We start from the raw sequence: 24,340 nt of genomic DNA on the forward strand, positions 1-24,340 counted from the left end.
ACCCTTGACGTGCGGCACCACTCAGCGGCCCCAGCGACGCTCGCCTGGCGTGCCATCACGCAGAGCTGCTGAGCCGTGGGCGATGACAGAACGGCCGAAACGGTTTCGGATGGCATCAAGGGCATCTGCCAGCCTGAGGTCAAGCTCGGTGTCACCGGTCGGTCCCTGAATTGTCTCGTCACCACGCTCAGTCGCGGTATCGGGCGGCAGGTCCAAGTCGAGTGCCATCTGGTGGGGCTGCGTTGAGGCTGCCTCGCGCTCGTCGAGTGACCTTGTCGCGGGCTCCATCTCTGCAGACGCCGTTTCTTCCAGGTTGGATACGGCAACTCCCAGCAAGCGAATTCCACAGTGGAGATCGAGCGTGCCGATCAGCTTCTGTGCGACATGGGCGAGCGCATGTCCGGTCTGGATCGGCTCGGGAAGCGTGTGTGCTCGCGTCCGCAATGAGAAGTCGGGATGCTTGACCTTCACGGTCACGGTCCGCCCAGACAGCCCGCTGGCGCGCAGGCGTGATGCGACGGCATCGGCGAGGCGTACCGCTTCGCTCCGGACGCGATCGATATCAGTCACATCGGTCTCGAACGTCTGCTCGTGGCTCACCGAACGTGGGAGACCTCCCCGATGGACTGGCCGGTCGTCAATCCCCCGCGCCAACGCAGCGAGATGCGCGCCGTGCGCGGCACCGACTGTCGAGACCAGCTGCTCCAGCGGCACAGCCGCCAGGTCGCCCACGGTGTAGATGTCGATCTCGTTCAGCCGGCGGAGCGTGACGGGGCCGACCCCCCACAACGCCTCCACACGGTGAGCCTGCAGGAAGTCCCGCTCCTCAGCGGCACTGACCACACAGACGCCGAGCCCCGGCTGGGGTCCGTCGGGGTGCACGGTCGGCTTTGCCGCCACCGAGGCCAGCTTCGCCAGCGTCTTGTTTGAAGCCACACCGACAGAACAGTCGAGCATCACCGCTTCCCGGACGGCGTTGCGCAGGTGCCAGGCAATCTCCGACGATGAGCCGAACAAGCGGTGGGCACCGGAGACATCCAGGAAGGCCTCGTCCAGCGCGATGGGCTCCACGTGGGGCGTGACCGACTCGAAGACCTCTGCAATCGCCGATGAGGCTTCGATGTAACCGGAGAAATCCGAGGTGACCACGACGGCGGACGGGCAGAGACGGCGCGCCTGCGCTGTGGGCATCGCCGCATGCACGCCTGTGGCCCGTGCTTCATAGCTGGCGGAGGCAACAACGCCCCTCCTGCCGGATCCCCCGACGATCACTGGGCGGCCGATCAGCGATGGGTCGCGCATGCGCTCGACTTCCACGTAGAACGCGTCCATGTCGACATGCAGGATCGGCAGCTCGCCGGGCGCAGCCTCATCAGGCGGTTGACGCTGTGGCTGGTTCATGAGGTGGCGGGCGTCACTACCAATCCGTCGCGATGGTCCCCGGTCACGGTGTACCGGAACACATGGCCGCGCGGCGCATTGCCGTCGAGGTACATGAGCAATGGCTCGGCCATCCATGCGTACTGGCCGGTGAGCAGATCTTCGAGTTCGCCAACGCTCACCCACCGGGCATCGAAGACGATGCCATCGGGATCGGCGATGTCCAGATCTCCGCTCCATTGCTGGGCTTCGTGAACCTCGACTGTCAGGAACCAGCCGGGTCCGTCGCTGCCATCTGCCTCGACGGTGTACAGCGGGCCGTCCCAAGCTGAGACCTGCAGGCCAGTTTCCTCGGCGACTTCACGTGTCAGTGCTCCGAGCACGGTCTCGCCCGGATCGACCACACCGCCAGGCGTGCTCCAGTCGGTGCTGCCGTTGCGCCGCCGGTTGTTGACCATGAGCACGGCATCATCTTGAGCGAGGATGCCGCCGGCCACAGCCCATCGGTGCACTTCAGGCGGCATTGGCGCAGTCTGCCATGCAAGGCGCGAGGCTGAGCCCCGGGCCTGAGCGGCCCGTGAGCCTGTATCGAATGAAGACAGGGAACATGAGCGGGAAGAAGGGAGGGCGATTGGCGATGTGCTACACGAATGGCCGTACCATGGCGCGGGTGAGCACGCACGACGACGGCGACGGCATCGGGCTCACTGCGGCGCCCACTGCGCTGCCATCGGTGCTGGCTCGGGCCCTGGCCTTCAGTGCAATTGTGATTGCGGCCGTGTGCGGCGGCCTCGCGGGATATGCGACGAGCGCCCTGCAGTGCAGCGAAGGATGCGTCGGACCGGCGTTGGGCGGAACGGCAATCGGCGCCTTGGCTGCCGCTGCTGGCGTGGCCGCGCTCGCGGCCCTCGTGCTGCGCTCCATGAGCGAATGGGCCGACCAGGCCCCAGCACAGCTCCGCAAGAGGGGAGCACGGCGTTGACCACCAACGTTCTCGCGGTCGAAGACGACGAACGGATCCGCACGGCGCTGCGTCTCGCGCTGGAGGACGAAGGCTGGCAGGTCAGCGAAGCCGAGTCGTGCGAGGAAGCCCTCGAGCGATTCACGCCCGAGAGCACCGATGTCGTGCTCGTCGACATCATGCTGCCCGGCCTCGACGGGTTCGAGCTGTGCCGTTCCATCAGGCGCATCAGTCATGTGCCGATCATCATGGTGACCGCCCGCGATGACACCCACGACGTCGTTGCGGGGCTCGAGGCTGGTGCCGACGACTATCTCACGAAGCCCTTCGCCCCCAAGGAGTTGTCTGCGCGCATCAGGGCCCTGTTGCGACGGAGCCGGACCGTGGACGGCAGTGACCTGCCGCGAACCGTCGGCGACCTCGAGATCTATCCCGACGAGGGCGTCGTGACCAAGGGCGGCGCCGAGTTGCACCTGACCAAGACCGAATTCCGGTTGCTCTGCGAACTGTCCGACAACCCCGGCAAGGTATTGAGCCGCGAACAGCTGCTCGAACGAGTCTGGGGCTACGACTACTTCGGCGACGGTCGCCTGGTCGACGTTCATGTCCGCCGGCTGCGCCTCAAGATCGAGGACGATCCAGCCAGCCCGCGCTACGTGGCGACAGCTCGCGGCCTGGGCTACAAGCTCAGAGGCTGAGCGGACATGAGGCTGCGCCGGCCGCAGCCCCGGCGCCCGCTGTTGTGTCTGATGACGGCAACCGGATTCCTGGCGTGACATGAGGCTGCGCTGGCCCCGGCCACTTCGCCGGTTGCCGCTCCGCGCCCGCGTTGTCGGTGCCTTCACCCTGGGCGCGATGCTGGCGGCGTTCCTGCTCGTGGTGATGACCTACAGCCTCTCCCGGGGTTCGATGCTGGGCCTGCGTCAAGACTCCTCTGAGGCTCAGTTCTTCGCGAACGCCACCCAGGTGCAGGGCTCGCTGCGTGCGGAGAGCCCTGACTTCGCGGTGCTGCTCGAATCGCTCCCGAGCCTCAGCGGCAGCCGCTCCATCGTCCGAACCGGGCCCGACGTCTGGCGGTCGCCGTCTCTCGTGCCCAGCGATCTTCCCGATGAGCTCGTGGAGGCAGTGGAGCGATCCGATCAAGCCCATGCGATGCGCTACCGGCTCGACGGCGCCCCCCAGCTCGCGCTCGGCCTGCGTCTGCGCCCGGCGGCGGTGTCACAGCTCAGCGAGACGCTGTATTTCGAGGTTGTCCCCCTCTCGGAGATCGAGGCCACGCTCGCCAGCCTGCGCCTGATTCTGGGTGTCGGGGCGGCACTGACAGTGCTGATCGGTGTGGCCGTCGGGGCTTGGGCCGGCGGGCGGCTGTTGCGGCCGCTGGCGACCGTCTCCGATGCAGCGAACTCGATCGCGCACGGTCGATTCGACACCCGGGTCGAGCGCAGCGACGATCCCGACCTCGCCGTGATCGTCGAGTCGTTCAACGACATGGCCGACGCCATGGAGCGCCGCATAGCGCGCGACGCGAGGTTCGCCTCCGATGTGAGCCATGAGCTGCGATCGCCGCTGCAGACCCTGCGAAGCTCGATCGACTATCTGAACGGCCACCGCGATGAGCTGTCCGCTCAAGGGGCAACCGCACTGGACCTGCTCGCAGCCGAAGTCGACAGATTCCAGCAGCTCGTGCAGGACCTCTTGGAGATCTCCCGACCCGATGCCGACGGATCGGTCTTCGAGCGAGGTCTCGTCAACATCACCGAGCTGGTCCAGCATCGCGTCGGCACGCTCGGACCCGATGTGGAGCTGAACATCAGCGCTGCTGCAACCGATGCCGTGGTGATCGGTGACAAGCGAGGACTCGCACAGGTCTTCGACAACCTGCTGCGCAATGCCGAGAAGCACGGCGGCGGTGTCACCCGGGTAGGGATCTCACGGCCCGGCAACCTAGTGCGAGTCGCCGTCGAGGACGACGGGCCAGGCGTCACGCCGTCCGAGCGCGATCTGGTCTTCGAGCGCTTCACACGGGGCGCGGCAGCGCGCAAGCGGGGTGCCGGCACTGGTGCCGGTCTGGGCCTGGCCCTGGTGTACGAGCACACCCGCCGTCACGGCGGCTCGGTGCATGTCGAGTCACGGCCTGATGGCCGGCGCGGCGCCCGGTTCGTGGTCGAGCTTCCCATTGCGGGGCACCGGTGAGACACCTCCCTCGCATATGGAATGGGCGCATGTGGAGCGAGCGCGATGGGAGCGGGTGCAAGCGGTGCGGGCGCAGGCCAAGCAGGTTCGTGCTGGGACGCGTGAGCGCATCGATTGCGTGCCTGCTCGCAGCCGCCGCCTGCGGTCTGCCCACCGATGACGCCCCCACTCACATCGAAGTGCCGGCAGGTGTGTTTCCCGACCGGAACGAACCGGTGGTGGGTGCCGAACCTGACACTCCCACCACGTCCCTGCACGCGGTCTATTTCCTGCGTGATGGCCTGCTCGTGGAACTCCAGCGGCCGCTGGCTGCCCCGGTTTTCCTCGACGCCCCGCTCAACAACCTGCTGGCTGGCCCGACACCGACCGAAGCCGAGAACGGGCTCGAGTCAGCGATCCCGGCGGGCACCGAAGTGGTCGACGTGCAGCTCCTGCGTAACAACGTCGTGTCGATCCACCTCAACGAGGTGTTCTTCGAAGTGGAAGGAGCGCAGCGAGTACGCGCCGTGGCGCAGCTGGTGCTCACCGCCTCGGCGCTCGCACGTGACAGCCAGGGCGTGCTGTTCTTTCTCGACGGGGTGGCGCAGTCGCTTCCCGATGGTGCCGGCACGATTGCTCAAGTGCGGCCTGGTGAACTGCCCCGAGTGCTGCGGGTTGACGACTTCAGCGAGCTCATGCCGCTGACCCCGCTTCGCTCGGTTTCCTAAGGGACCGGTCGGCGTGTGAGTCGGCGAGGTCCGCGTGTTGTGGTCGGCCGCTGGTAGCGCGAGCGGGTGCCAGCACGCACCGCCGCAACGAACATCAGCATTGTGGGGAACACCTCGAGTCGGCCGAACAGCATGAGCACCATCATCACCGGCCGCGACCCACGTTCGAACGCCAGCGCCGAGTTCGTTGGCCCCGCCTCGCCCAGCGCCGGGCCGACGGTGCCGATGGCCGAGACCGCGCCGGAGAAACCTGTCTCGAGATCGTTGCCCAGCGCGGTCATCAACACGCCGCCCGCCAACGCGAGGCCCAGATACAGCAGCACGAAGCCCAGCGCCCGCGCCGCGACGTCCTCGGCCACGGTGGTATCGCCGAGGCGCATTGGCAGCACGGCTCTGCGATGGCGGGCACGGATGACCTCCCTGACCGCGTAGCGGGCCACGATCTGCAGGCGCAGCACCTTGATGCCGCCCGCGGTGGAACCTGTCATGCCGCCGATCACAAACAGCGCCAGCAGCACGAGCTGAGCGGAAGGCGTCCAGAATTGCGCGTGGGTGTAGTCGGTCAGTCCGTAGCCGGTATTCGACCCCAGTGACGCTGCGTAGAACGCCGCCTCCCGGAGGTTGTCGCCAAGATCGAGCTTGCCCGAATTCAGCACCAGCAGGGCTACCGCGGCACCGCCGATGAGTCCCAAATACCAGCGCAGCTCCGAGTAGCTCCGTCGCTGCGACTTCGTGCGCGTGAGCAGGTGCCAATGGATCGAGAAGCTCGCGCCGCAGGTGATCATGCCGACGATCAACACCAGCTCGACGGCCACCGAGTCGAAGTAGTCGATCGAGTCCGAATGCGTCGAGAAGCCACCGGTTGCCACTGTGGTGAAAGCGTGCGCCACCGCGTCGAACAGGCTCGTTCCCGCTGCCAGCAGGGCGAGCGCGACCGCCAGCGTGAATCCTCCGTACAGCATCCACAGCCGTCGGGCAGTGGCGGCGATGCGCGGCGTGAACCGGTCAGCCGTCGGGCCGGGTGCCTCGTTGGCGATCAGCTCCAAGCCGCCCACCTTCAGTGCGGGCAGCACGCTCACGGCGAGCACGATCAAGCCCATGCCGCCGAACCATTGGGTCATGCTGCGGAAGAAGAGGACGCCGTGAGGAACGCCGTCGATGTCGGCCAGGATCGTGGCGCCCGTACAGGTGAACCCCGAGATGGACTCGAACAGTGCGTTGTCGGCCTCGCTCCAGCCGATCACGCCGCTGAACAGGTACGGCATCGTTCCGGCTATCGATACCGCCAGCCATGCCCATGCCACCGCGGCAAACGCCAGCGGGGAATCCGCCCGGTCCGACGCCGTCGTGCTGCGGTACATGGCGCTGCCCACGCCTGCGGTGATCGCCGCGGAGGCCCCCAGCGCGAGCGCACCTCCGCCGCCGTCGATGAGCGCGACGACAGCAGAGATCGCCATGCCGATCCCGACGAACATCAGTGCCACCCCGCTGATGTGCACTGGCGTGGACTCAAGGCGTGGACCAGCCCAGAGCGAGCGCAGACTGACGGAATCGCTCATCGCACTCTCACGCCGTGAGGCCGGCGCCGGCGCCACTGCCCGTGCCGAACCGCAGCCACCGCCGGATAGGCCGCAACACTCAGCGCCACAGCAGCGGCAGTCACCGACATGCGCCCGCACAGCATCAGCAGCCCCGCCGTGATGTGCCCCAGCCAGTTGAGCGCGGTCAAGTGCCCGGTTGAGCCCACGGCGGCCACGTTCCCGCTCGGATCGACCGCGGCCATGGCGGGACCGACGTTCGACAGCGTCGACACGGCGTAGGTCAGCGCTTCGACAATGTCGAGTCCGCTGGCACCCAGCACGATGGAGGCAGGGATGATCAGCAGTGCTGCAAGCAGCAGCTCGCCGGTGATGCGGCTGATCGTCGTTTCGGAGATGGTCGAGCGACCCAGGCGCAGCCGCTCGGCCAGCGACGGGTAGATGGCACGGCGCAGCTCGCGCCCGATGAACGAAGCGAGCGTCAGCAGGCGTACCACCTTGAAGCCGCCGGCCATCGACGCGCTCATGCCGCCGATCAGCATGAGCACCATCAGCATTGCCCGGCCGCCGACCGACAGCTCGAAGACAGAAATGGTGCCTTCGAAGCCCGTCGTCGAGATTGCCGACACGACGGAGAAGAGCGACCCACGGACGTGTTCGTGATCGAAGACGTGCATGATTTCGAAGTTGTCGGGAGTCCACAGCGCCACCGCCACCGTGGCGAAGACGATCAGCGCGAGGTACAGACGGAACTCGTAGCTGCGAATGAACCGGGCCGGGTCACGGCGCCGGATCGCCAGGAACATGAGCGGCAGGCTCACGCCGCCCGCCGCCATGCCGAAGATCGCCACCCACTCAATGGCTGCCGAGTCGAATGCGCCCAGCGAGGCTGCCTGGGTGGAGAAGCCGCCGGTCGAGGCCGTGGTCAGCGCATGCAGCCCGCTTTGCAGCAGCGGCATGTCAGCCACCGCATAGCCGACCGCAACCAGCACGGTGAGCGCGCCGTACAGCAGCAGGAGGCGACCCATCGTGCCGGCGCTGCGGGGTGCCAGCCTGCGAGCCGACCGGGTCGCCACTCCCCCGTCGGTGTCCAAGCCGCCGACGCCGAGATGGGGCAGCACGCGGACGAGCACGACGATGAATGCTGCCCCGCCCAACCACTGCCCCACCGCTCGCAATGCCAGCATCCCGCCGCCGAGATCCAGCATCCCGCTGCCAGGGTCGGCTTCTGGGATCGTCGTGCTGTTGGTGCCGGTCACCGTTGCGGCAGCCTCTGCGAATGCCGTCGCAAACGCGGTGGGCTCCACTGCACCGGTTGCGAGGTGAGCGATCGCGATGGCGGCGACCGCCGCGAACGATCCAAGCACCAGCGCCGTCAGGGTCTGGCGCTCGGTGATGCGCCGCTCGAACCGGCACAGTCGCAGGAGGCCTAGGGCCAACAGCGCGACGGCAGCTCCCGCGGCCAGCAGCGGGATTGAGTCAGTCCCGAACTCCCGGCTCGCAGCAACCCGTCCGCCGAACAGCCAGTCGAACACGGCGCAGGCCGCAAACACGGGCGCGGCGGCGGCCAGCACGACCAGGGCTGTGATGGCAAGAGTCGATTCGTACGGTCCGCGAGCCCACCTGTGCAGCAGGCCATCGGCGGCCCGCACCGCTCGCACCACCAGACGGCGAAGCCTCTCGCGCTCTCGAGCCCGGCGAGCCGGACGGGGTGTCACCGAAAGGCCTGCTTGACCTCGTCCACGCAGTCAGGCGTCACAAAGGCGACCACGTGGTCCCGCGCCCTCAGCTCGCTCCGGCCCCGGGCAATGCGGGCCTTGCCATCCCGCACGATCGCTGCGAGCAGCATCTGGCCGGGCAGGTGAAGTTCGCGCACGAACGAGCCATCGGCGCTCGAACCCGCACCCACTTCGAATTCGAGTACTTCGACGTCGCCTTCGAGGAAGGTCGCCACGGCAGTGACATCGCCCCGGACCATCCGCAGGACCATGTTGGCGCTGGCTGTGCGGGGCGACAGCGCCGCGTCGATGCCCACCTGCTCCAGCAGCGGCAGCAAGGACAGGCGATGCACGACGGCGATGGTCTCGGTAGCCCCTTCGGACTTGGCATACAGGCAGGCCAAGACGTTGGCATCGTCTTCTCCGGTCACCGCCACTACAGAGTCGAAGCTGCCGACGCCCTCGCGTGCGAGCACGTCGATGTCGGTGATGTCGCCATGCAGCACGAGCGCGCCTGCATGGCGCTCGCTCAGCTCGAGGCAGCGCTCATGGTCCTGCTCGATGATGACGACCTCGATGTGACGTTCGAGCAGCCGGCCGGCCAGCAAGCCGGCCGTGCGCCCCCCGCCCAGGATCATCACGCGGCGCACGGCTGAGCGGCTCAGCCCCATGATCTCCATGAGCTCACGTCGCCCCTGGCGCCGGCACACCACTCTGAGCAAGTCGTGCGGCTGCAGCGTGGTCTCGCGGCGCATGACGGTGACCTCGCCGCCTCGCGACAGCGCGCCGAAGATGAAATCCCATTCCGGCTCGTAGTACGCGCCGATCTCGGCCATGGTCTTGCCGACCAGCGGGGCGTCTTCCGCCAGGCGCGCACCCACCACCAGCACCTCACCGTTCGCGAGCTCGTTGATGTCGGACACACCGTGGTACACGAGCAAGTCCATGATGGCGTCGGCGGTTTGCTCATCGGGGTCGAGCACCAGATCGACGCCGATTGCGTTTCGCAGGCTGCGACCTGGCATGCCGCGCAAGTCGCCGTCCTGCAGCCGTGCGACGGTCGCTGGAACGCCTTCCTGCTTCGCCTGCATGCACACGAGGAGGTTGACTTCGTCGGAATCGGTGACGGCCACCACGACCTCGGCGCGATCAAGGCCGGCTTCGGTCAGCACGGTGGGATTGGTGCCGCTCCCGCTGACGGTGAGCAGGTCGACCTCGGAGGCGAGCGCGTCGAGACGCCGCGAGTGTTGGTCGATGACGATCACATCGTTGCCCTCACGGCTGAGGCGCCCGGCGATGTAGCTTCCGACCTCGCCGGCCCCCACCACGAGAATCCTCACAATGGGCGACCCTACTTCGGGCCACTGGAAAGAGAAGTCATCATGACGCGGGAGGCTCCATGGCGCTCGTGATAGCGATCGATGCAGGCACCACCGGCGTGCGTTCGATGGCGGTGGACGAGACCGGCGCGGAGGTGGCCTACGCCTACCGGTCGTTCCCCCAGCATTATCCGGCTCCCGGCCTGGTCGAGCATGACCCCAACGAGATCTGGGATGCCACGGTCGCCACCCTCGAAGAGCTCTGCGCCAGCCTCCGGGCACTCGAAGACGGGCAGATTCCCGAAGTTGCGGCGATTGGCATCACCAACCAGCGCGAGACCGTCGTGGCGTGGGATCGTCATTCATCGCAGCCGCTTGCACGGGCCCTTGTCTGGCAGGACGTGCGCACGGCGTCGCGTTGCACCGCACTGCAGGCCGCCGGTCATCTGCCAGAGGTCCGGCAGCGAACTGGCCTCGTACTCAGCCCCTATTTCAGCGGCACCAAAGCCGAGTGGCTGTTGCGCCATGGTGGCGTGCCGGTGAGCCCGGATCTCGCCTTGGGGACTGTCGACAGCTGGCTGATGTGGAAGCTCAGCGGCGGAGCCGCGTTCGTCACCGATCCGACGAATGCCTCGCGGACGCTGCTCTATGACATCAACGACGGTGATTGGTCGGCGCCGATGTGCGATCTGCTGTCAGTGCCGATGGCCGCGCTGGCCGAGGTGCGACCGTCAGCAGGCCGGTTCTGCCTGACGGCGGATACGACTGCCCTGGGGCCGGGAATCGCCGTCAGCGGTGTCGCGGGAGACCAGCAGGCTGCGCTGTTCGGCCAGGGCTGCCACACCGTCGGGATGGCAAAGAACACCTACGGAACGGGCTCGTTCGTCTTGATGAATGTCGGGAACCACTGCCCCGAACCGGTCGACGGGTTGCTCACGACGGTGGCTTGGGATCTCGGGTCTGGACCCACGTTCGCGCTGGAGGGCTCGATCTTCGCGACGGGCTCTGCCGTGGGCTGGCTCACCGACATCTTGGACGGGGCTGCGGACGCCGCAGCGATCGAGATGCTGGCGAGAAGCGTGCCCGACAGCGCTGGCGTGGTGGTGGTGCCGGCGTTCGCCGGCCTCGGCAGTCCGTGGTGGGATCCGACAGCGCGGGGGGCAATCATGGGCCTCACGTTTGCGTCCACGCCGGCGCACATCGCGCGGGCCACGATCGAATCCATGGCGCTGCAGACCCGCGACGTCGTCGAGACGATGAGTGCAGCTGCGGGGCGCAAGATCGCCGAACTCAGGATCGACGGCGGTGCAGCGGTGAACAACATGCTGTGCAGCATCCAGGCCGACCAGCTGGGCGCGCCGGTGAGCCGACCGATGGTGACCGAAACCACGGCCTTGGGGGCGGCGATGCTGGCCGGGCTGGCGGAAGGCGTGTGGTCGTCCCCTGCCGAAGCAGCGTCGGTGTGGCGGCTGGACCGGCGCTTCGAGCCGTCAGGCGATCAAGCCGAAGCTGACCGACTTCATGCGCTGTGGCGACAAGCACTCGAACGGACGCTGCACTGGTCGGCGGATGAACTCAATCAGTAAGCGTCACTCGGGCTGTGTCAGTTGGTCGAGGGCACCTCGGAGCTGGCTGATGGCCTGGCGGATCCGATGCTCGTTCTCGACCAGCGCGAAGCGCACGTGCCCCTCGCCGCCCGGGCCGAAACCGATGCCAGGTGAAAGCGCGACGTTCGCCTCGGACACGAGCAGCTTGCAGAAGTCGACCGACCCCATGTGCCGGTACGGCTCGGGGATCTTGGCCCATGCGAACATCGTTCCCTTCGGCGGTGCGAGTTCCCAGCCGATGCGGCCCAGCCCGCGCACCAAGACATCTCGCCGGTTGCGGTAGGTATCGCGTACCTCACGGGGATAGTCCTGGTCTTCATTCATGACCACCGTGGCAGCGATCTGAATGGGCTGGAACGTGCCGTAGTCGAGATAGCTCTTCAGCTTGGCAAGCGCCGCTATCACCTCGGCGTTGCCCACGCAGAACGCAACCCGCCAGCCCGCCATGGAGAACGACTTCGTGAGGCTGTAAAACTCGACAGCCACGTCCTTCGCACCCTCAGCCTGCAGGATCGACGGCGGTTCGTAGCCGTCGAAACCCAAGTCTGCGTACGCAAAGTCGTGAACGAGCAACACTTCACGTTCGCGTGCGAAGTCCACGATGCGCTGCATGAACTCCAGATCGACGCAGGCGGTGGTGGGGTTGTGCGGGAACGACAGCACGATCACCCGTGGCCGCGGCCAGGAGTATTCGAAACGCTCTACCAGACGCTCGAAGAAGGTGTCGCCGGTGTCGAGCGGCACCTCTCGCACGCTCGCGCCAGTGAAGAGCGGGCCGAAGATATGAATCGGGTAGGACGGCGCTGGCACGAGACAAGCATCTCCGGGCGCCAGCAAGGTCCACATCAAGTGCGAGAAGCCCTCCTTCGCACCGATTGTGTTGATGATCTCGGTGTCGGGATCGAGCTCGACGTTCCATTTGCGCCGGTACAGGTCGCCCACTGCGCCGCGCAGCTTCGGAATGCCCCGGCTGGCGGAGTACCGGTGGTTGCGGGAATTGAGAGCAGCCTCCGCCAGCTTCTTCACGGCACGCTCGGGCGACGGTAAGTCGGGATTGCCGAAGCCCAGGTCGATGACATCAGCGCCGGCGCGCCGACGCTCGATCTTCAGCGTGTCGATGATGGTGAACACATACGGCGGCAGGCCACCGATCCGGCGGAATTCCATGACGCTGGCGGCGACCCTCGGCGCCTTAGCTCGCCGGGCCCGATTCGAGACGCGCCGCGAAGTCGGCCAGCGCGGTATGTGCGATGCGCCGTTCGGCGCGGCGCTTGACGAAACCGGGAAGCGGCACTGCCAGTTCCAAGGCGAGCTGGTAGAGCACCTCGGTGCGACCGGGCTCCGCTGCCGGATTGAACTCATACCGGCCATCGAGCTGCTTGACGACATCGCCGTCGACGAGCTTCCACGAGAGGCGATGGGGTGCGCCTCCATGGTCGTAGGCGAGCGTGTATCTCGCAGACCGTCCCAATGCCTCGACGCGGAACGAGGCCTGCGCTGCTCGCCCCTCCGGATCGCTCTCGATCACCATCGCCGACGAGACGTCGGTTGCCCATTCGGGGTACTGCTCGATGTCGGAGATCAGCGCATAGCAGTCTTCAGGCGACGCGGTCACGACCGTGGTCATCGTCATCTCGTCGATCATCGTTGCGTGTTCTGTCCTGTGTGCTGGGTCCTGCGTGCTGACTGTTTCCATTGTCTCAGGATCGCGGCCGGCAGTGGCTCATATTGGCAGCATCTTCACGGTTCTGACATCCACTGCTCCCGCTGCCGCTGCCCGTTATCAGGACAGGGCCGCTTCGAGCTTGGCTGCCAGCCCGTCGTAGGAGAACTGCTGCTCAGTCCATGCACGCGCCGCGGTGCCCATGTCTGCCCGTCGGCGCTCTGAGGACAACAGGTCATCGATGGCGGCGGCGACATCGCCCGCGTCCGCGGGCCGTTCCACCACCAGCCCAGTGCGACCGTGGTCTACCGCTTCGTGGCTGCCGCCTGATCGGCCCGCGACCGCAGGCACGCCGCATGCAGCGGCCTCGACGAACACAATGCCGAATCCCTCTTGCTCAAGTCCGGCCCACCTGCTGCGGCACGGCGCGGCAAAAACGTCACCCATGGCGATGAACAGCGGTACGTCGTCGCCGCTGATGCGGCCGCAGAACACGGCCGGCACGCCGAGGCGCTGGGCACGCCGCTCCAGCCGCCGCCGGTCGCGCCCAGCACCTGCAATCGCCAGCTGCAGCCCGGCATGGGTTGACCTCAGACGCGATACGGCGTCGATGACTGCATCGAAGCCCTTGCGCGGGACCAACCTGCTCAGACAGACCACCAGCGGTCCCCCTTCCAGGCCGAACCTGCGGCGAGCACGCCGCCGGTCTTCGGCCGCGAGAGGCACAAACCTGTCGGTGTCAACCCCGGGGGGCACCTCAGTGACGGGCAGCTCACGAGATGCGCATCGCTCAGCTTCGCCGGCCGCGTACCCGCCGGCTGAGATCACGATGGAGGCATCTCGAAGCACCCGTGACAGAACAGCAGACAGGCCGGGCAATCGTGCCGGCACCGTCACCTCTGCACCGTGCAGCACCACGCCGTACGGCACACCAAGCCGTGGTCCCAGCGCGCCAAGCGGCAACGCCGGGTCGAGCAGCACGATCTCGGCGCCGACCTCGTCGGCCAGGGTGCGGATCTGTGTGGCCAAGCCCGTATGCGGCAGCAGCACACGATCTCGGGTTCTCACGATCCGCATGGGTTGAGTGGCATCGAACGGGGCGGCGCCGCGGTGAGGTGTCGTGAGCACCGTGGTGGATTCGGGTGGCAGGCGGCGCCACAGCTCCCACAGGTAGCTCTGGATGCCGCCGACCTTCGGTGGGAAGTCATTGGTGACCAAGAGGTGACGGCGCATCAGCCGGCTGCCTGCCGCGCGGACACCGGTCTGACGAGCTCAGCGGCCACCAAGCCATCCGGGTCGGGGTTGCCGAGCCCAGCGGATCGTGCCTCGGTGACCAGCTCGTCCCGTCCCAGCCGGCGCGCCGCCCACACCGCATGCGCTGCGACCACGTCTGACGACGACGAGAGCGACCTGCGCAACACCTCGTCGACGGCGGGCGAGCGAGGATCGCCCACGTTGCCGAGCACAATGAGCGCATTGCGTCGTAAGTATTCCGCACGTCGCCTGGGGATGTACCAGTGCCCGAAGGCGGCCATAAGGTCGTCGTCGGTCATCTGGAGCAATTCGACGACACCAACAGAGCCGCCACGGGCAGCGCTGTCGCTGCGCAGGCGGAGTTCGACGGGCTGACTGTGCGACGGCCCGGCTGCAGCATCGTTGAAAGGGCACACGGTCTGGCAGTCGTCGCAGCCGTAGAGACGATCGCCAAGGGCCACGCGATGCTCGGGCGGGAAGATCCCGGGCGCCTGGACCAGCCACGCCAAGCACCGGTTCGCGTCGAGCACCCCCGCTGTGTCCAGCGCGCCTGTCGGGCAGGCTGTCTGGCAGCGGCGGCAGGCGCCGCAGCCGTCGGTTTGGGCCTGGTCTGAGAACGGCAACTCGGCGGTGGTGACCACCGAACCCAGCACGGTCCACGAGCCGAGCTCTTGCGACAGCAGCATGGTGTTGCGACCCAGCCATCCCAGTCCGGCTCGGGCCGCAGCAGCCCGATCGACCAGGCGATTGTCATCGCAGACAACCACGGCGTCGTGGCCACTGCGCTGCAGGATCCCGCAGATTCGCTCGAGGCCGGTCCGCAACGCGCCATAGGCATCGCTCGCCACATAGGCCGCCACGGTTGCCCTGCCGCCCCCGTCGGCCGTCGACCGCTCAGGCGCGAGGGAATCTGGTGACTCGTAGATGCGAGCACAGACAACGATGCTGCGGGCACCGGCCAGGATGCTCGCGGGAGTCGTCGAGCGCTCGGGGCGCCCGTAGGTAAACCACATGCCGGCGTGCAGACCAGCCGCCTTTCGCTCATCGATCGCTCGTCGCGCTTGGGTGAACGGCGCTGTGTCCGTCACGCCGACCGCGTCAAGGCCGGCGCTCACGGCAGCGTGCTGGATCTGCTCGAGCAGCAACCGGTTTGCGCCCTGGCCCACGGCGCAAATAGGTGAACCTTCTCGTTGTCGCACCTGTCGTTTCCCGTTCTTGTTCGCTATCGCTCACCGGCCGCTCGGGCCACGGCATCGTCCAAGTGTGCCGCGACGATGAGGCTCACTCGTTCTCGCATCGTTTTATGCTGGAAGCGGCGCTCGAGCCGCGGCCGGTGCAATGTACGAAGACCAAATTGACGTCTGGGTTGGCCGCCAATACGGCCCGTACAAGATCACCGGGGTGCTGGGCCGCGGCACCGTGGCGCACTGCTACCGAGCAACGACGCTCAGAGGCGACGAAGTCGGACTCAAGGTGCTGACGCCTTTCGCCGAGGCACGGGCGGAAATCCGCTCGCTCTTCGAGCAGGAATACGAGTTGATGGCGCGGCTGGACCATCCGAACGTACTCGCCGTGCACGGGGCCGGAGTCATCGGCGGGGCCCACTTCATGGAGATGGAGATTGTGGAGGGCGAGACCTTGGCCGACCGCTGCGGCAGCCGCCATCCGCCGAGCCTCGCCGAGAGCATTGCCATCGTCCAGCAGATCTGCGCAGGGCTCGATCACGTCCACGAACACCGGATCGTCCATCGCGACGTCAAGCCGTCGAACATCATGCTCGATGCTCAACCCGACGGCAGCGAGCGGGCGGTGCTCTTCGACTTCGGCTTGGCGCACGACCTCGACGGGCCCCCGTCTCCACCGGGCCGGGTGTACGGATCGCCCATGTACCTGTCGCCCGAGCAGGCACTGGCGCAGCCGGTGGATGCTCGCACCGACATCTACGGTCTGGGGTCGACGCTGTACGTGCTCGCCGTGGGCTCAGCGCCCTTCTACGGCGAACGGAACGACCTGCTGCACGCACATGTCCGCACACCACCGCCAGACCCCGCAGAGCGAGGCGTGTCGTCCGAACTGTCCGAGATCATTCTGACTGCCATGGCCAAGGCCCCCGAAGACCGCTTCGCGAGCGGTGCCGACCTAGCCGCCGCCCTGGCAACCGTAGAAATCCCCACCCACGAGCACGAACGACGCCGAGGTCTCCTACGAAGGCTGACCAGCCGCACCTGAGCAGAGTTTCCTGCCGCCTGCGCAGCGGACTCAGTCGACTCCGTGACAATAACGCTCAACAACCTCAGCCTCGTCAATCCCGTACACCAACACCGTCTCGGCCGGCCCATCTTCGAAAGCCACGATCGCCATCACCCGCCGATCCCCCGGGCGAACCCCAACGACGGTGCCCGTTGTGCCTACCAGCGAGGCGCGGCGATCATCAGAGGTGTTCGCCAACCGGATGATGTCACCGACGCCAAACGGCAGGGAGAGTCCGACAACCACGTCAAGAGGCTGAACTGGCGGCCAGCTCGTTCGTGAGCCTGACGGCAGCTTCCAGCTTCGCCGCTGCTCGCCCGTCGGCCACGGCATCACGCGCCATCTCGAAGCCCTCGGCGAAGTTCTCCGCCAGCCCTGCAACGACCAATCCGGCACCGGCGTTGAGCTCCACGATCTGAGCTCGGGGCCCGGTCTCGTCTCCGGAAACGATCCTGTGCAGGATTTCGGCATTTTGCAGCGGGCTCCCGCCCCACAGCTCTGCTCGATTCACCCGCTCCAGCCCGATCGACGTGGGATCGAACTGGTACTCGTTCGCGATCTCGCCATCGCGCACTTCGTAGATGCGCGTGAGATCGGTCAGCGTGATCTCGTCCAGCCGGTCGGCGCCGTGCACGACCAGCGATCGTTCCGAGCCGCGGGCCGCGAGTACGCCGGCAACCCGCGGCGCCATGACGGGGTCGCTCACCCCCAGCACCTGCCGTTTGACGCGCGCCGGGTTCGACAGCGGCCCGAGAAAATTGAACGTCGTGGGCACGCCGAGCTCGCTGCGCACGGGTCCCGCAAAGCGCATGGCCGGATGGAATTTCTTGGCGAAAGCGAATCCCAATCCGATTTCAGCAATGCATCGTTCTACGTCCGGTCCATCGAGGTCGATCACCAAGCCGAGCGCTCCGAGAGTGTCGAACGAGCCTGATGATGACGTAGCTGCGACGGATCCGTGCTTGCAGATCACGGCGCCGGCTGCCGCGGCCACGAAGGCCGCCATGGTGGACACGCTGAGCGCGTGCCGCTGCCGGACTGGCGCCCCGCCGCTCCCCACGATGTCGATTGCGCCATCGGGAGCCGTCAGGGGAACCGCTGCATCGTGCATGGCGTCCACGAGGCCCGTGAGCTCAGGGACCGAACCGCCCTTCATGCCCAAGGCAATGATGAAACCAGCCAGCTGGGCGTCAGTTGCGCGCTCGCTGAGGATGCTGCCCAGCGCCGCCCGCGCCACTTCGGGGCTCAAGTCGATGCCTGCAACCAGATCCGTGAGGACTGATTTCCAGCCGCCGTAGTGCTCGAGGGGGTGAGCCTCGTCAGGCTCAGAATTGCCCATCAGTTCGATGAAGCAGCCGCCTGCGCGTTGCGGGCGCGTGCAGCGGCGCGGCGCCGACGCCGGATGATGCGCACACGCTCGGCTGCGGTCTGCCCGCCCCAGACACCTTCCTTCTCCCGCACTGCGATGGCGTATTCCAGGCACTCGCCCGATACGGCACAAGCTGCGCAGACCGCCTTCGCCTCGAATGCGGCCTCGTCATCGCCGGTGTCGTCGCTGTCGGGTGGGTAGAAGATCTCGGCTTCGAGACCCCGGCACGCCGCATGACGCTGCCAAGCGAGCAGGTCTGTGGAGAGACCGCCGTGCTGGTCCATGATGACCCGGATGGGGTCAGGACCGGTTGAACGTGGGCTCGCGGTCCGTGCGACGGAGGGAGCCGGTGCTGTGACAGGAGGCATCTGACGCGCAATCTTGCCGATGCGCTGCCGTTTGTCAAGACCTTATTGAGCGTTCAGTATGGAGCGTTATGCGCAGCCTGTTGCGAGTCTTCGGTCGGAGCGTCGAGCGGCGAGCAGTCTTCAGCGGTGCCCTCGTGTCGACCGGAACAGCGCTGGTGGTGGGCGTTGTGGCGGGGAGCTGGGTGGCGGAACGAACTGGAGCGGCGTACGTAGTCAACGGCCTGCTGTTCGGGGGAATGATCGCCGGAGGCGCGGTTGCTGCGGCCAAGGCAACGGAACACCATCTGCTGTCAGCGGTCCTCAGCTCGGGCCCGGTGATGGTCCTTGCCGTCGTGGTGCAGTTGATCCGCAGATTCGGATCCGGTGACGCGGTGGCACCCCTCGGCCTTCCTCTCGTGATGTTGCTGGCAGCGTCGCTGGCCACGCTGGGCGGCATCCTGGCCGGCATCGCCCAGCGCCGACGGCAGTCGCTGTTGGATGCCCGTGAGCCGCGTCGCCGCCGGCCCTGACCGGGCATTTCGCTGCTTCGCCTCTGAGTAGCATTCGAGCCTGCGGTGAGTCGGCCGGGTGGCCGCGGATTGAGCTGCTTCGGCCGTCCGCAGCGTGCGGAGCAGTACGAAAGGCACAGTTCGAGGAAGGTCGGGACTCCATAGGGCAGGGAGCTGGCTCGCAACCAGGCGCCGCGAGGCGACGGAAAGTGCAGCAGAGAGCAGACCGCCGATGGGCTGGGCCCGGTGCCCGGTCACAGGCAAGGGTGAAACGGTGCGGTAAGAGCGCACCATCGCCGGGGGCGACTCCGACGGATCGGCAAACCCCTCCCGGAGCAAGGCCAAGCAGGGATCGGGCGGCCCGTCCGATGATCCCGGGTAGGCCGCTCAGATGGATGGCCACCCCGACGGCGTTAGCCGACGGACAGAATCCCGCCTACAGGCCGGCTCACCGCCCTGCACAGCTCACGTGTCGAGGTGGGACGTGTCGTTGAAGGTGCTGAGCCTCGGCACTGGTCCCCGGAAACCGATGCTGGTGATCTGCGCCTGTGACACCTGCAGGTGCCACGAGATCTCGTCGGAGGTTCCCAGCGCCCATCGCACTGCCGACTTGATGGGCGAGACGTGGGTGAAGATCGCGACGTTCCGGTCTGCGGCCACAGCGGTCAACTCATCGCAGGCCGCGCCGACGCGGCTGTTGAGCTGCGCCAGCGATTCGCCTCCGGGCGGTGCAAAGTCGCTGTCAGCCCGCCAGCGCTGCCAGTCGGACACTTGCACATCGGCAATCGGGATCCCGTCCCATTCGCCGTAATCGAGTTCGGCCCAGCGGTCGTCGATGGAGATGTCCAGGCCCGTGAACTCCGCTGTAGCTCGCGCCGTCTGGCGTGCCCGCAGCAGCGGGGAGGAGATGATCCGGTCGGGTCGCTGATCAGCTCGGGCCAGTGCTGCGGCGATCTGGTTGGCTTGCTGCACACCTACCTCGTCGAGCTCGTTGTCGACGCGTCCTTGCAACAAGCCCGCTGCATTGGCTCTCGTGCGCCCGTGGCGCACGACGATCAGCATGGGCGGCCGTGGCTCATGGCGATCATGAGGAATCCTCTCCGCCCGCTCTGCGCCGGTACTGCGGTCCTGAACGGTAGGCCAAGCGGCCGGTGCGCACGAAATCAGCCCGCGCCGTCGGGTGGTGCGCCATGCCGGAGGAACGCCAGATCCACCAGCAGCCCACCAGACCTGCGAGTTCCATGGCGCAGATCAGCCAGATGCCCCGGGTGGCCAGCGGAAGCGTTGCATCGGCGGTATCGCCACCGAAGGGCCACCAGAACAGCGCCGGCTGTGTCCACGCACCGTCGAACACCTGGTGCCAGAACACGCCGATCGGCAACGCCAGCCACCTGCGCCGGGTGCGACGGCGCCCAATGGTCAGCAGCATCACCGCGGCGAGGCCCCACACTGGCAACGCCAGCGAGTGGGCAAGCGGTGCTCCGCCAGTCACGGCGTGCAGCACGTCGGGCAGGAGAGCTCCCGCCACGATGAGCCGATGATCGATCGCAGGATCTCCGAAGCACCAGCGCATCGCCACCAGCGAGGTCGCCACAAACCACAGCAGCATCAGCTCGGGCCCTTGCGCCAGCGCACCGGCGGATCCAACAGTTCAGCGGACGAGCAGTGCCCCGCAATGGGGGCACTCGGCAAGTTCGCTGGGATCGAGGTTGGTGATGCGTTCGTAGTCGACCGACGGAACTTCAAGATGGCACGCGCTGCAGGTGAGGCCGATGAGCCGGCCGAGCACGGGTGTGCCCCGAGCGGCGGCCCGGCGGTCCTCGTAGATCGACACCAGCGCGGGTTCGGCTGAGGCAACGAGCGCCGCCCGCCCTTCAAGCACCTCGTCGCGTTCGCTGCCTGCCTCGCTCTCAGCCGCCTCGATTGCGGCGTCCACGGTGGCCATCCGTTCGGCGGCCGCAGATTGACGTTGCCCTAGGTCGGCCCGGGTGCCAGTGAGCGGCTCCAGCTCCTCCATCAGCTCCAGGATCTGATCCTCGATCTGGATTTGGTGCCGCCCGAGTGCGTCTGCCTCGGCCGTGAGCGCTTCGGCTTCCTTGGGCGAGGTGAGGTGGCTGTCGTAGAGCCGCTCGGAATTGTGAGCGCGCTTGGCCTCGATGCGTGCTACCTCGTCTTCATGACGGCGCTGCTGGCGTTCCAGATCTGCGATCTGCGCGTCGAGCGCCTTCGCCTCCGATGCCAGCACGCCAAGTTCGGCTTCGATGCCGGCCCGGGTTTCGCGTTCGGGCAGGTTCCGGACGTGATGGGTGATCTGATCGAGACGGACGTCGAGGTCGTTGATCTGAGCGAGCACTTCGAGCGGGCTCGCCGCAGCGCCGCCGTCGTTTGGCGCGGAGCCCGGCCCGGCGGCACTGGCCGCCGCAGCGCCCGCTGTCATTGCTGTCGGCCTGTCGAGTGAACGTGCATCGGGCTCAGGTTTGGTCCTCTTCAGTGCTGTCCACGCCACTGTCCTCACCGGTGTCATCTGAGCTATCGGGCGGCGGCGACTCGTCAGTATCGCCCACGGGTTCGGTCGCCCGCGCCCCGAGCACGGTGGCGATCTGAGTGCAGCGAAGCCACTCGAACCTCGACTCGCCGTCGTCCTCGGGTACCGCCACCTTGCACAGCGCATCGGGCAGCGGTTCGAACTCGTTGCCGCCGGTCGGGCGGACCATGCTGCAGGGCAGATCGAACTCCAGCGGGGGCTCCGAGGGTGACACGCCGACAGCGATCGAGCAGGTGTCCCCCGACAGGAACAGGTACTGGCTGGCCCGTGGCGGCGGCGGCGCGGGTGCGAACCCTCGCAATGGCTCGTCCTGCAACGCCCGTCCCATGTAGGCCGACCAGATGCGCGCCGGGATCCAGCCACCGGTGGCCCGCCGTTCCTGAATTTCGTCCATCGGCACTTGCTCGTCTGGATGGCCCATCCATACCGCGGTCGACATGTGCGGCGTGTAGCCCACGAACCAGGCGTCGTGGAATGACTGGGTGGTGCCGGTCTTGCCTGCCGAGACCTGACCGTTCCCGAGCTGCGATCTGGTGCCGGTGCCGGTTCGCACATTCTCTTCCAGCACCGAGGTCACCCAGTCGGCCGTGGTTTGCGACACCACCCGCCGGCCGTGCGGTACGTGCTCGTAGAGCACCTCCCCGAAGTTGTTCTCGATGCGAGTGACATAGAACGGCTCCATCCGCACGCCGCCGTTGGTGAACGTGCCGTACGCCACGGCCTGCTCCAGCGGGGTGATCTCCTGCGCACCCAGCGAGATGGAGGGGAACGGCTGGTAGCTGTCTCCATCGGATCGGCCGATCAGCCGATTCGCCATGCCGACCACCTCGTCCAAGCCGGTGATCAAGCCCAGCCGTACAAAGGCGCAGTTGGAGCTGGCCGTCGCCTGCTCTTCCAGCGTGGCCACCCGGCCCGGGCTGTTGGCGAAGTTGTTCACCTCGTAGTCGTCGAGCGGCGGGTTGGGGAACACGCACGGCCCCTGACCGCTGATCGTGTCGAACGGATACAGGCCGGCGCGTTCAATCGCCGCAGCGAGCACGTACGTCTTGAACGACGACCCGGGCTGGCGCCGTCCCTGGGTGGCCAGGTTGAACTCCGAATCGCTGAAGGCAGGGCCGCCGATGAATGCATGCACTGCCCCGGTCGCCGGGTCGACGCTCACGATCGACACCTCGAATTCGCCGGTGCCTTCCGGCAGCACCTCTACCACCGAGGTGCGCATGGCACGCTGCAGCTCGGGGCGCAGCGTGGTCCACACCCGCAATCCGCCGCCGAACACCTGGCTGAAGCGAGCTTGGTACGTGTCGCCGAGCGCCGGGTTTGCCAGCAGCGCCCGCCGCACCTCGACCAGGAAGTAGTCGCGCCGGAGTGCAACGTCGGTGCGGCGCGGCGACAGATTGCGGCTCGGCAGCGGTCGCCGCTCGAAGGCATCCCGCTGGGCCTCGGTGATGATCTCCGCGTCGACGGCTTGCTGCAGCGACCTGCTGCGGCGTCGCGTCATCGTGTCGATGTTCTGGTCGAACCCGTCAAACAAACCGGGACTGCGAATCAGGCTCGCGAGAAAAGCTGCATCGCCGACGTCGAGCGCCGAGACGTCCTTGCCGAAGTAGGTCTCGGCCCCGGCCTGCAGGCCGTACGCCCCGTTCCCCAGATACACCTCGTTGACGTAGAACTCGAGGATCTCCTCCTTGGTGAAGTCCTCCTCGAGTCGGGCAGCGATGACCGCCTCGCGGATCTTGCGGTTGAAGCTGCGCTCGCTGCCCACCACACGCAGCTTGACGATCTGCTGGGTGATCGTGGAGCCGCCCGATGCAATCCCGCCAGCCGACACGTTCGACACCAGGGCTCGTGCTGTCGCCCGCAGATCAACGCCGTTGTGGAGCCAGAACTTGCTGTCCTCCACAGCCACGATCGTGGCGATCACATCGTCGGGCACCTGATCGAGCGTGATGATCTCGCGGTCGACGTCGTTCACCAAAATGCCGATGGGGTTGCCGTCGGAGTCGAACACCTGGGTGCGTTGGGCGCCGGGACGCAGGTCGATGGTGATGTGGTCTCGATCCCGTTCGACGGCGTCGAGGGTGCGCGCAGCGTGCGGCGCCGAGGCGCGGGCGCCAATTGTCATGACGGCTGCGCAGACTGCGATCATCACGGCGAGCAGAGGCAGCCGGGAGAGCCGGCGGGCGAGGTCCACGTTGCACTGCAAGGTACCGGGGCAGGCTGCGCCGCAGTGTGCGCCCGCTATGACATCTGCTCCTTGGCCCTTGGGGTCACACTGGTGTTATGAGCGGCGATGTGGCGGAGCTTGATGCTGGCTGCGTTTGGATCGTCGATGGGGGGCCTGTGGCGCCTCGACGGCTCCCGCCGGGCGAGCCGTCTTGCGTCATCGCGGTCGACCGTGGTTTGGCGTACACGCTGCGGCTGGGACTGCGGCCTCACGTGGTGCTCGGTGACTTCGATTCCGTCGACGCCGCGATGCTGCAGCGCGCACGCGACCAATGGCCCGGCCTTGTGGTCCAGCGACACGAGCGGCACAAAGCGCACAGCGACCTGGACTTGGCGCTGAGCTTCGCTTGGGGGCTCGACCCCGCCGAGATCGCACTCGTCGCCGGTGGCGGGGGCCGACTCGACCACATGATGATCTCGGTGACGATGCTGGCACGGCCCCGCTACGCCGCACTGCCGCTCGCGGCCTACATCGGTGCGAGCGTCGTGCGGGCCGCAACCGCGGGCATGGACATCGCACTGCCTGCCGAAGACGGCAACCTGCTGACGCTGCTGGCGGTGGGCGGCGCTGCGAGCCTGCGCACGAGCGGCCTGCGATGGAACCTGACCTCAGCGACGCCGCTGACCAGCGCGGCATCGCTCGGCCTGAGCAACGAACTCACCGAACCGGTAGCCCACGTCGGGGTCCAATCGGGCACCGTGCTGGCAATGCAGACACATGGCAAGCCGCTTCCGTAACGCCGCGCGCTGGCAT

The 24,340-nt window shown here is 67.0% G+C and carries 24 protein-coding genes and 1 other RNA gene; 9 read left to right on the forward strand and 16 right to left on the reverse strand.

What is annotated here, in order from left to right:
* Positions 1-21: 21 nt before the first annotated feature.
* Together dinB and ACOGI8_RS09340 are read right to left on the reverse strand one after the other, a co-directional pair.
* Entirely contained in the window at positions 22-1,401 is a 1,380-nt protein-coding gene (gene dinB, locus ACOGI8_RS09335; protein ID WP_419853528.1) for a DNA polymerase IV, read from the reverse strand.
* Entirely contained in the window at positions 1,398-1,904 is a 507-nt protein-coding gene (locus ACOGI8_RS09340; protein ID WP_419853529.1) for an NUDIX hydrolase, read from the reverse strand. Before ACOGI8_RS09340 ends, dinB begins: the two co-directional genes overlap by 4 nt.
* 146 nt (positions 1,905-2,050) lie before the next feature.
* Between ACOGI8_RS09340 and ACOGI8_RS09345 the strand changes: the two genes are divergently transcribed.
* The 4 genes from ACOGI8_RS09345 to ACOGI8_RS09360 all read left to right on the forward strand — a co-directional run bounded on the left by ACOGI8_RS09345 (position 2,051) and on the right by ACOGI8_RS09360 (position 5,241).
* Complete coding sequence (locus ACOGI8_RS09345) at positions 2,051-2,362, forward strand: hypothetical protein (RefSeq protein WP_419853530.1); 312 nt, start codon at positions 2,051-2,053, stop codon at positions 2,360-2,362.
* Positions 2,359-3,039 (forward strand): response regulator, encoded by a 681-nt coding sequence (locus tag ACOGI8_RS09350; RefSeq protein ID WP_419853531.1) that lies wholly within the window; start codon positions 2,359-2,361, stop codon positions 3,037-3,039. The genes ACOGI8_RS09345 and ACOGI8_RS09350 overlap by 4 nt, the downstream gene beginning before the upstream one ends.
* A gap of 157 nt (positions 3,040-3,196) precedes the next feature.
* A complete protein-coding gene (locus ACOGI8_RS09355) occupies positions 3,197-4,534 on the forward strand; it encodes a sensor histidine kinase (protein ID WP_419853532.1) in 1,338 nt (445 codons plus the stop codon).
* A gap of 101 nt (positions 4,535-4,635) precedes the next feature.
* A complete protein-coding gene (locus ACOGI8_RS09360) occupies positions 4,636-5,241 on the forward strand; it encodes a GerMN domain-containing protein (RefSeq protein WP_419853533.1) in 606 nt (201 codons plus the stop codon).
* Here ACOGI8_RS09360 and ACOGI8_RS09365 read toward each other — a convergent pair.
* The 3 genes from ACOGI8_RS09365 to trkA are packed head-to-tail and all read right to left on the reverse strand — an operon-like array spanning position 5,238 to position 9,837.
* A complete protein-coding gene (locus tag ACOGI8_RS09365; protein WP_419853534.1) occupies positions 5,238-6,800 on the reverse strand; it encodes a TrkH family potassium uptake protein in 1,563 nt (520 codons plus the stop codon). The two genes, ACOGI8_RS09360 and ACOGI8_RS09365, sit on opposite strands and share 4 nt — an antisense overlap.
* Positions 6,797-8,497: a TrkH family potassium uptake protein gene (locus ACOGI8_RS09370; protein ID WP_419853535.1), complete on the reverse strand. Its 1,701-nt coding sequence runs from the start codon at positions 8,495-8,497 to the stop codon at positions 6,797-6,799. Before ACOGI8_RS09370 ends, ACOGI8_RS09365 begins: the two co-directional genes overlap by 4 nt.
* Positions 8,494-9,837, reverse strand: coding sequence for a Trk system potassium transporter TrkA (gene trkA, locus ACOGI8_RS09375; RefSeq protein ID WP_419853536.1), 1,344 nt, complete (start codon positions 9,835-9,837; stop codon positions 8,494-8,496). Before trkA ends, ACOGI8_RS09370 begins: the two co-directional genes overlap by 4 nt.
* A gap of 59 nt (positions 9,838-9,896) precedes the next feature.
* Here trkA and ACOGI8_RS09380 point away from each other — a divergent pair, with 59 nt between their 5' ends.
* A complete protein-coding gene (locus ACOGI8_RS09380; RefSeq protein ID WP_419853537.1) occupies positions 9,897-11,402 on the forward strand; it encodes an FGGY family carbohydrate kinase in 1,506 nt (501 codons plus the stop codon).
* Between the two features lie 3 nt (positions 11,403-11,405).
* Here ACOGI8_RS09380 and ACOGI8_RS09385 read toward each other — a convergent pair whose 3' ends face one another.
* The 4 genes from ACOGI8_RS09385 to queG form a co-directional block, all read right to left on the reverse strand.
* Positions 11,406-12,590, reverse strand: coding sequence for an aminotransferase class I/II-fold pyridoxal phosphate-dependent enzyme (locus ACOGI8_RS09385; RefSeq protein ID WP_419853538.1), 1,185 nt, complete (start codon positions 12,588-12,590; stop codon positions 11,406-11,408).
* Positions 12,591-12,615: 25 nt separating this feature from the next.
* Complete coding sequence (locus ACOGI8_RS09390; protein WP_419853539.1) at positions 12,616-13,056, reverse strand: SRPBCC family protein; 441 nt, start codon at positions 13,054-13,056, stop codon at positions 12,616-12,618.
* A 150-nt stretch (positions 13,057-13,206) separates the two neighbouring features.
* Positions 13,207-14,319, reverse strand: a complete 1,113-nt coding sequence (locus ACOGI8_RS09395; protein ID WP_419853540.1) for a glycosyltransferase family 4 protein — start codon at positions 14,317-14,319, stop codon at positions 13,207-13,209.
* Positions 14,319-15,506 (reverse strand): tRNA epoxyqueuosine(34) reductase QueG, encoded by a 1,188-nt coding sequence (gene queG / locus ACOGI8_RS09400; RefSeq protein ID WP_419853541.1) that lies wholly within the window; start codon positions 15,504-15,506, stop codon positions 14,319-14,321. The genes ACOGI8_RS09395 and queG overlap by 1 nt, the downstream gene beginning before the upstream one ends.
* A gap of 172 nt (positions 15,507-15,678) precedes the next feature.
* On the opposite strand from queG, the gene ACOGI8_RS09405 reads away from it, so the two are divergent.
* Positions 15,679-16,569, forward strand: a complete 891-nt coding sequence (locus ACOGI8_RS09405) for a serine/threonine-protein kinase (RefSeq protein WP_419853542.1) — start codon at positions 15,679-15,681, stop codon at positions 16,567-16,569.
* A gap of 30 nt (positions 16,570-16,599) precedes the next feature.
* Here ACOGI8_RS09405 and ACOGI8_RS09410 read toward each other — a convergent pair whose 3' ends face one another.
* The 3 genes from ACOGI8_RS09410 to ACOGI8_RS09420 are packed head-to-tail and all read right to left on the reverse strand — an operon-like array spanning position 16,600 to position 18,243.
* Positions 16,600-16,836: a hypothetical protein gene (locus ACOGI8_RS09410; protein WP_419853543.1), complete on the reverse strand. Its 237-nt coding sequence runs from the start codon at positions 16,834-16,836 to the stop codon at positions 16,600-16,602.
* Between the two features lies 1 nt (position 16,837).
* A complete protein-coding gene (trpD, locus tag ACOGI8_RS09415; RefSeq protein ID WP_419853544.1) occupies positions 16,838-17,929 on the reverse strand; it encodes an anthranilate phosphoribosyltransferase in 1,092 nt (363 codons plus the stop codon).
* On the reverse strand, positions 17,929-18,243 hold the full coding sequence (locus ACOGI8_RS09420) for a WhiB family transcriptional regulator (RefSeq protein WP_419853545.1): 315 nt from the start codon (positions 18,241-18,243) through the stop codon (positions 17,929-17,931). The genes trpD and ACOGI8_RS09420 overlap by 1 nt, the downstream gene beginning before the upstream one ends.
* Before the next feature lie 152 nt (positions 18,244-18,395).
* Between ACOGI8_RS09420 and ACOGI8_RS09425 the strand changes: the two genes are divergently transcribed.
* Both ACOGI8_RS09425 and rnpB read left to right on the forward strand, forming a co-directional pair.
* Entirely contained in the window at positions 18,396-18,836 is a 441-nt protein-coding gene (locus ACOGI8_RS09425; RefSeq protein ID WP_419853546.1) for a hypothetical protein, read from the forward strand.
* Positions 18,837-18,882: 46 nt separating this feature from the next.
* Positions 18,883-19,270, forward strand: an RNA gene (rnpB, locus tag ACOGI8_RS09430) — RNase P RNA component class A.
* Between the two features lie 10 nt (positions 19,271-19,280).
* Here the strand turns inward: rnpB and ACOGI8_RS09435 are convergent.
* From ACOGI8_RS09435 to ACOGI8_RS09450, 4 genes are read right to left on the reverse strand one after another with little or no spacing between them, the layout of a single operon-like run.
* Positions 19,281-19,877: a histidine phosphatase family protein gene (locus tag ACOGI8_RS09435; protein WP_419853547.1), complete on the reverse strand. Its 597-nt coding sequence runs from the start codon at positions 19,875-19,877 to the stop codon at positions 19,281-19,283.
* A gap of 22 nt (positions 19,878-19,899) precedes the next feature.
* The gene (locus ACOGI8_RS09440) at positions 19,900-20,424 is read right to left on the reverse strand and encodes a hypothetical protein (RefSeq protein WP_419853548.1); all 525 of its coding nucleotides are present in this window, start codon (positions 20,422-20,424) and stop codon (positions 19,900-19,902) included.
* 42 nt (positions 20,425-20,466) lie between these two features.
* Positions 20,467-21,252, reverse strand: coding sequence for a zinc ribbon domain-containing protein (locus tag ACOGI8_RS09445; RefSeq protein ID WP_419853549.1), 786 nt, complete (start codon positions 21,250-21,252; stop codon positions 20,467-20,469).
* Positions 21,253-21,286: 34 nt separating this feature from the next.
* Entirely contained in the window at positions 21,287-23,554 is a 2,268-nt protein-coding gene (locus tag ACOGI8_RS09450) for a transglycosylase domain-containing protein (protein WP_419853550.1), read from the reverse strand.
* Between the two features lie 89 nt (positions 23,555-23,643).
* Here ACOGI8_RS09450 and ACOGI8_RS09455 point away from each other — a divergent pair, with 89 nt between their 5' ends.
* Positions 23,644-24,324, forward strand: coding sequence for a thiamine diphosphokinase (locus ACOGI8_RS09455; protein WP_419853551.1), 681 nt, complete (start codon positions 23,644-23,646; stop codon positions 24,322-24,324).
* Positions 24,325-24,340 lie beyond the last annotated feature (16 nt).

It is taken from the genome of Candidatus Poriferisodalis sp. (genome assembly GCF_965204195.1).
Lineage (GTDB): Bacteria > Actinomycetota > Acidimicrobiia > Acidimicrobiales > Poriferisodalaceae > Poriferisodalis.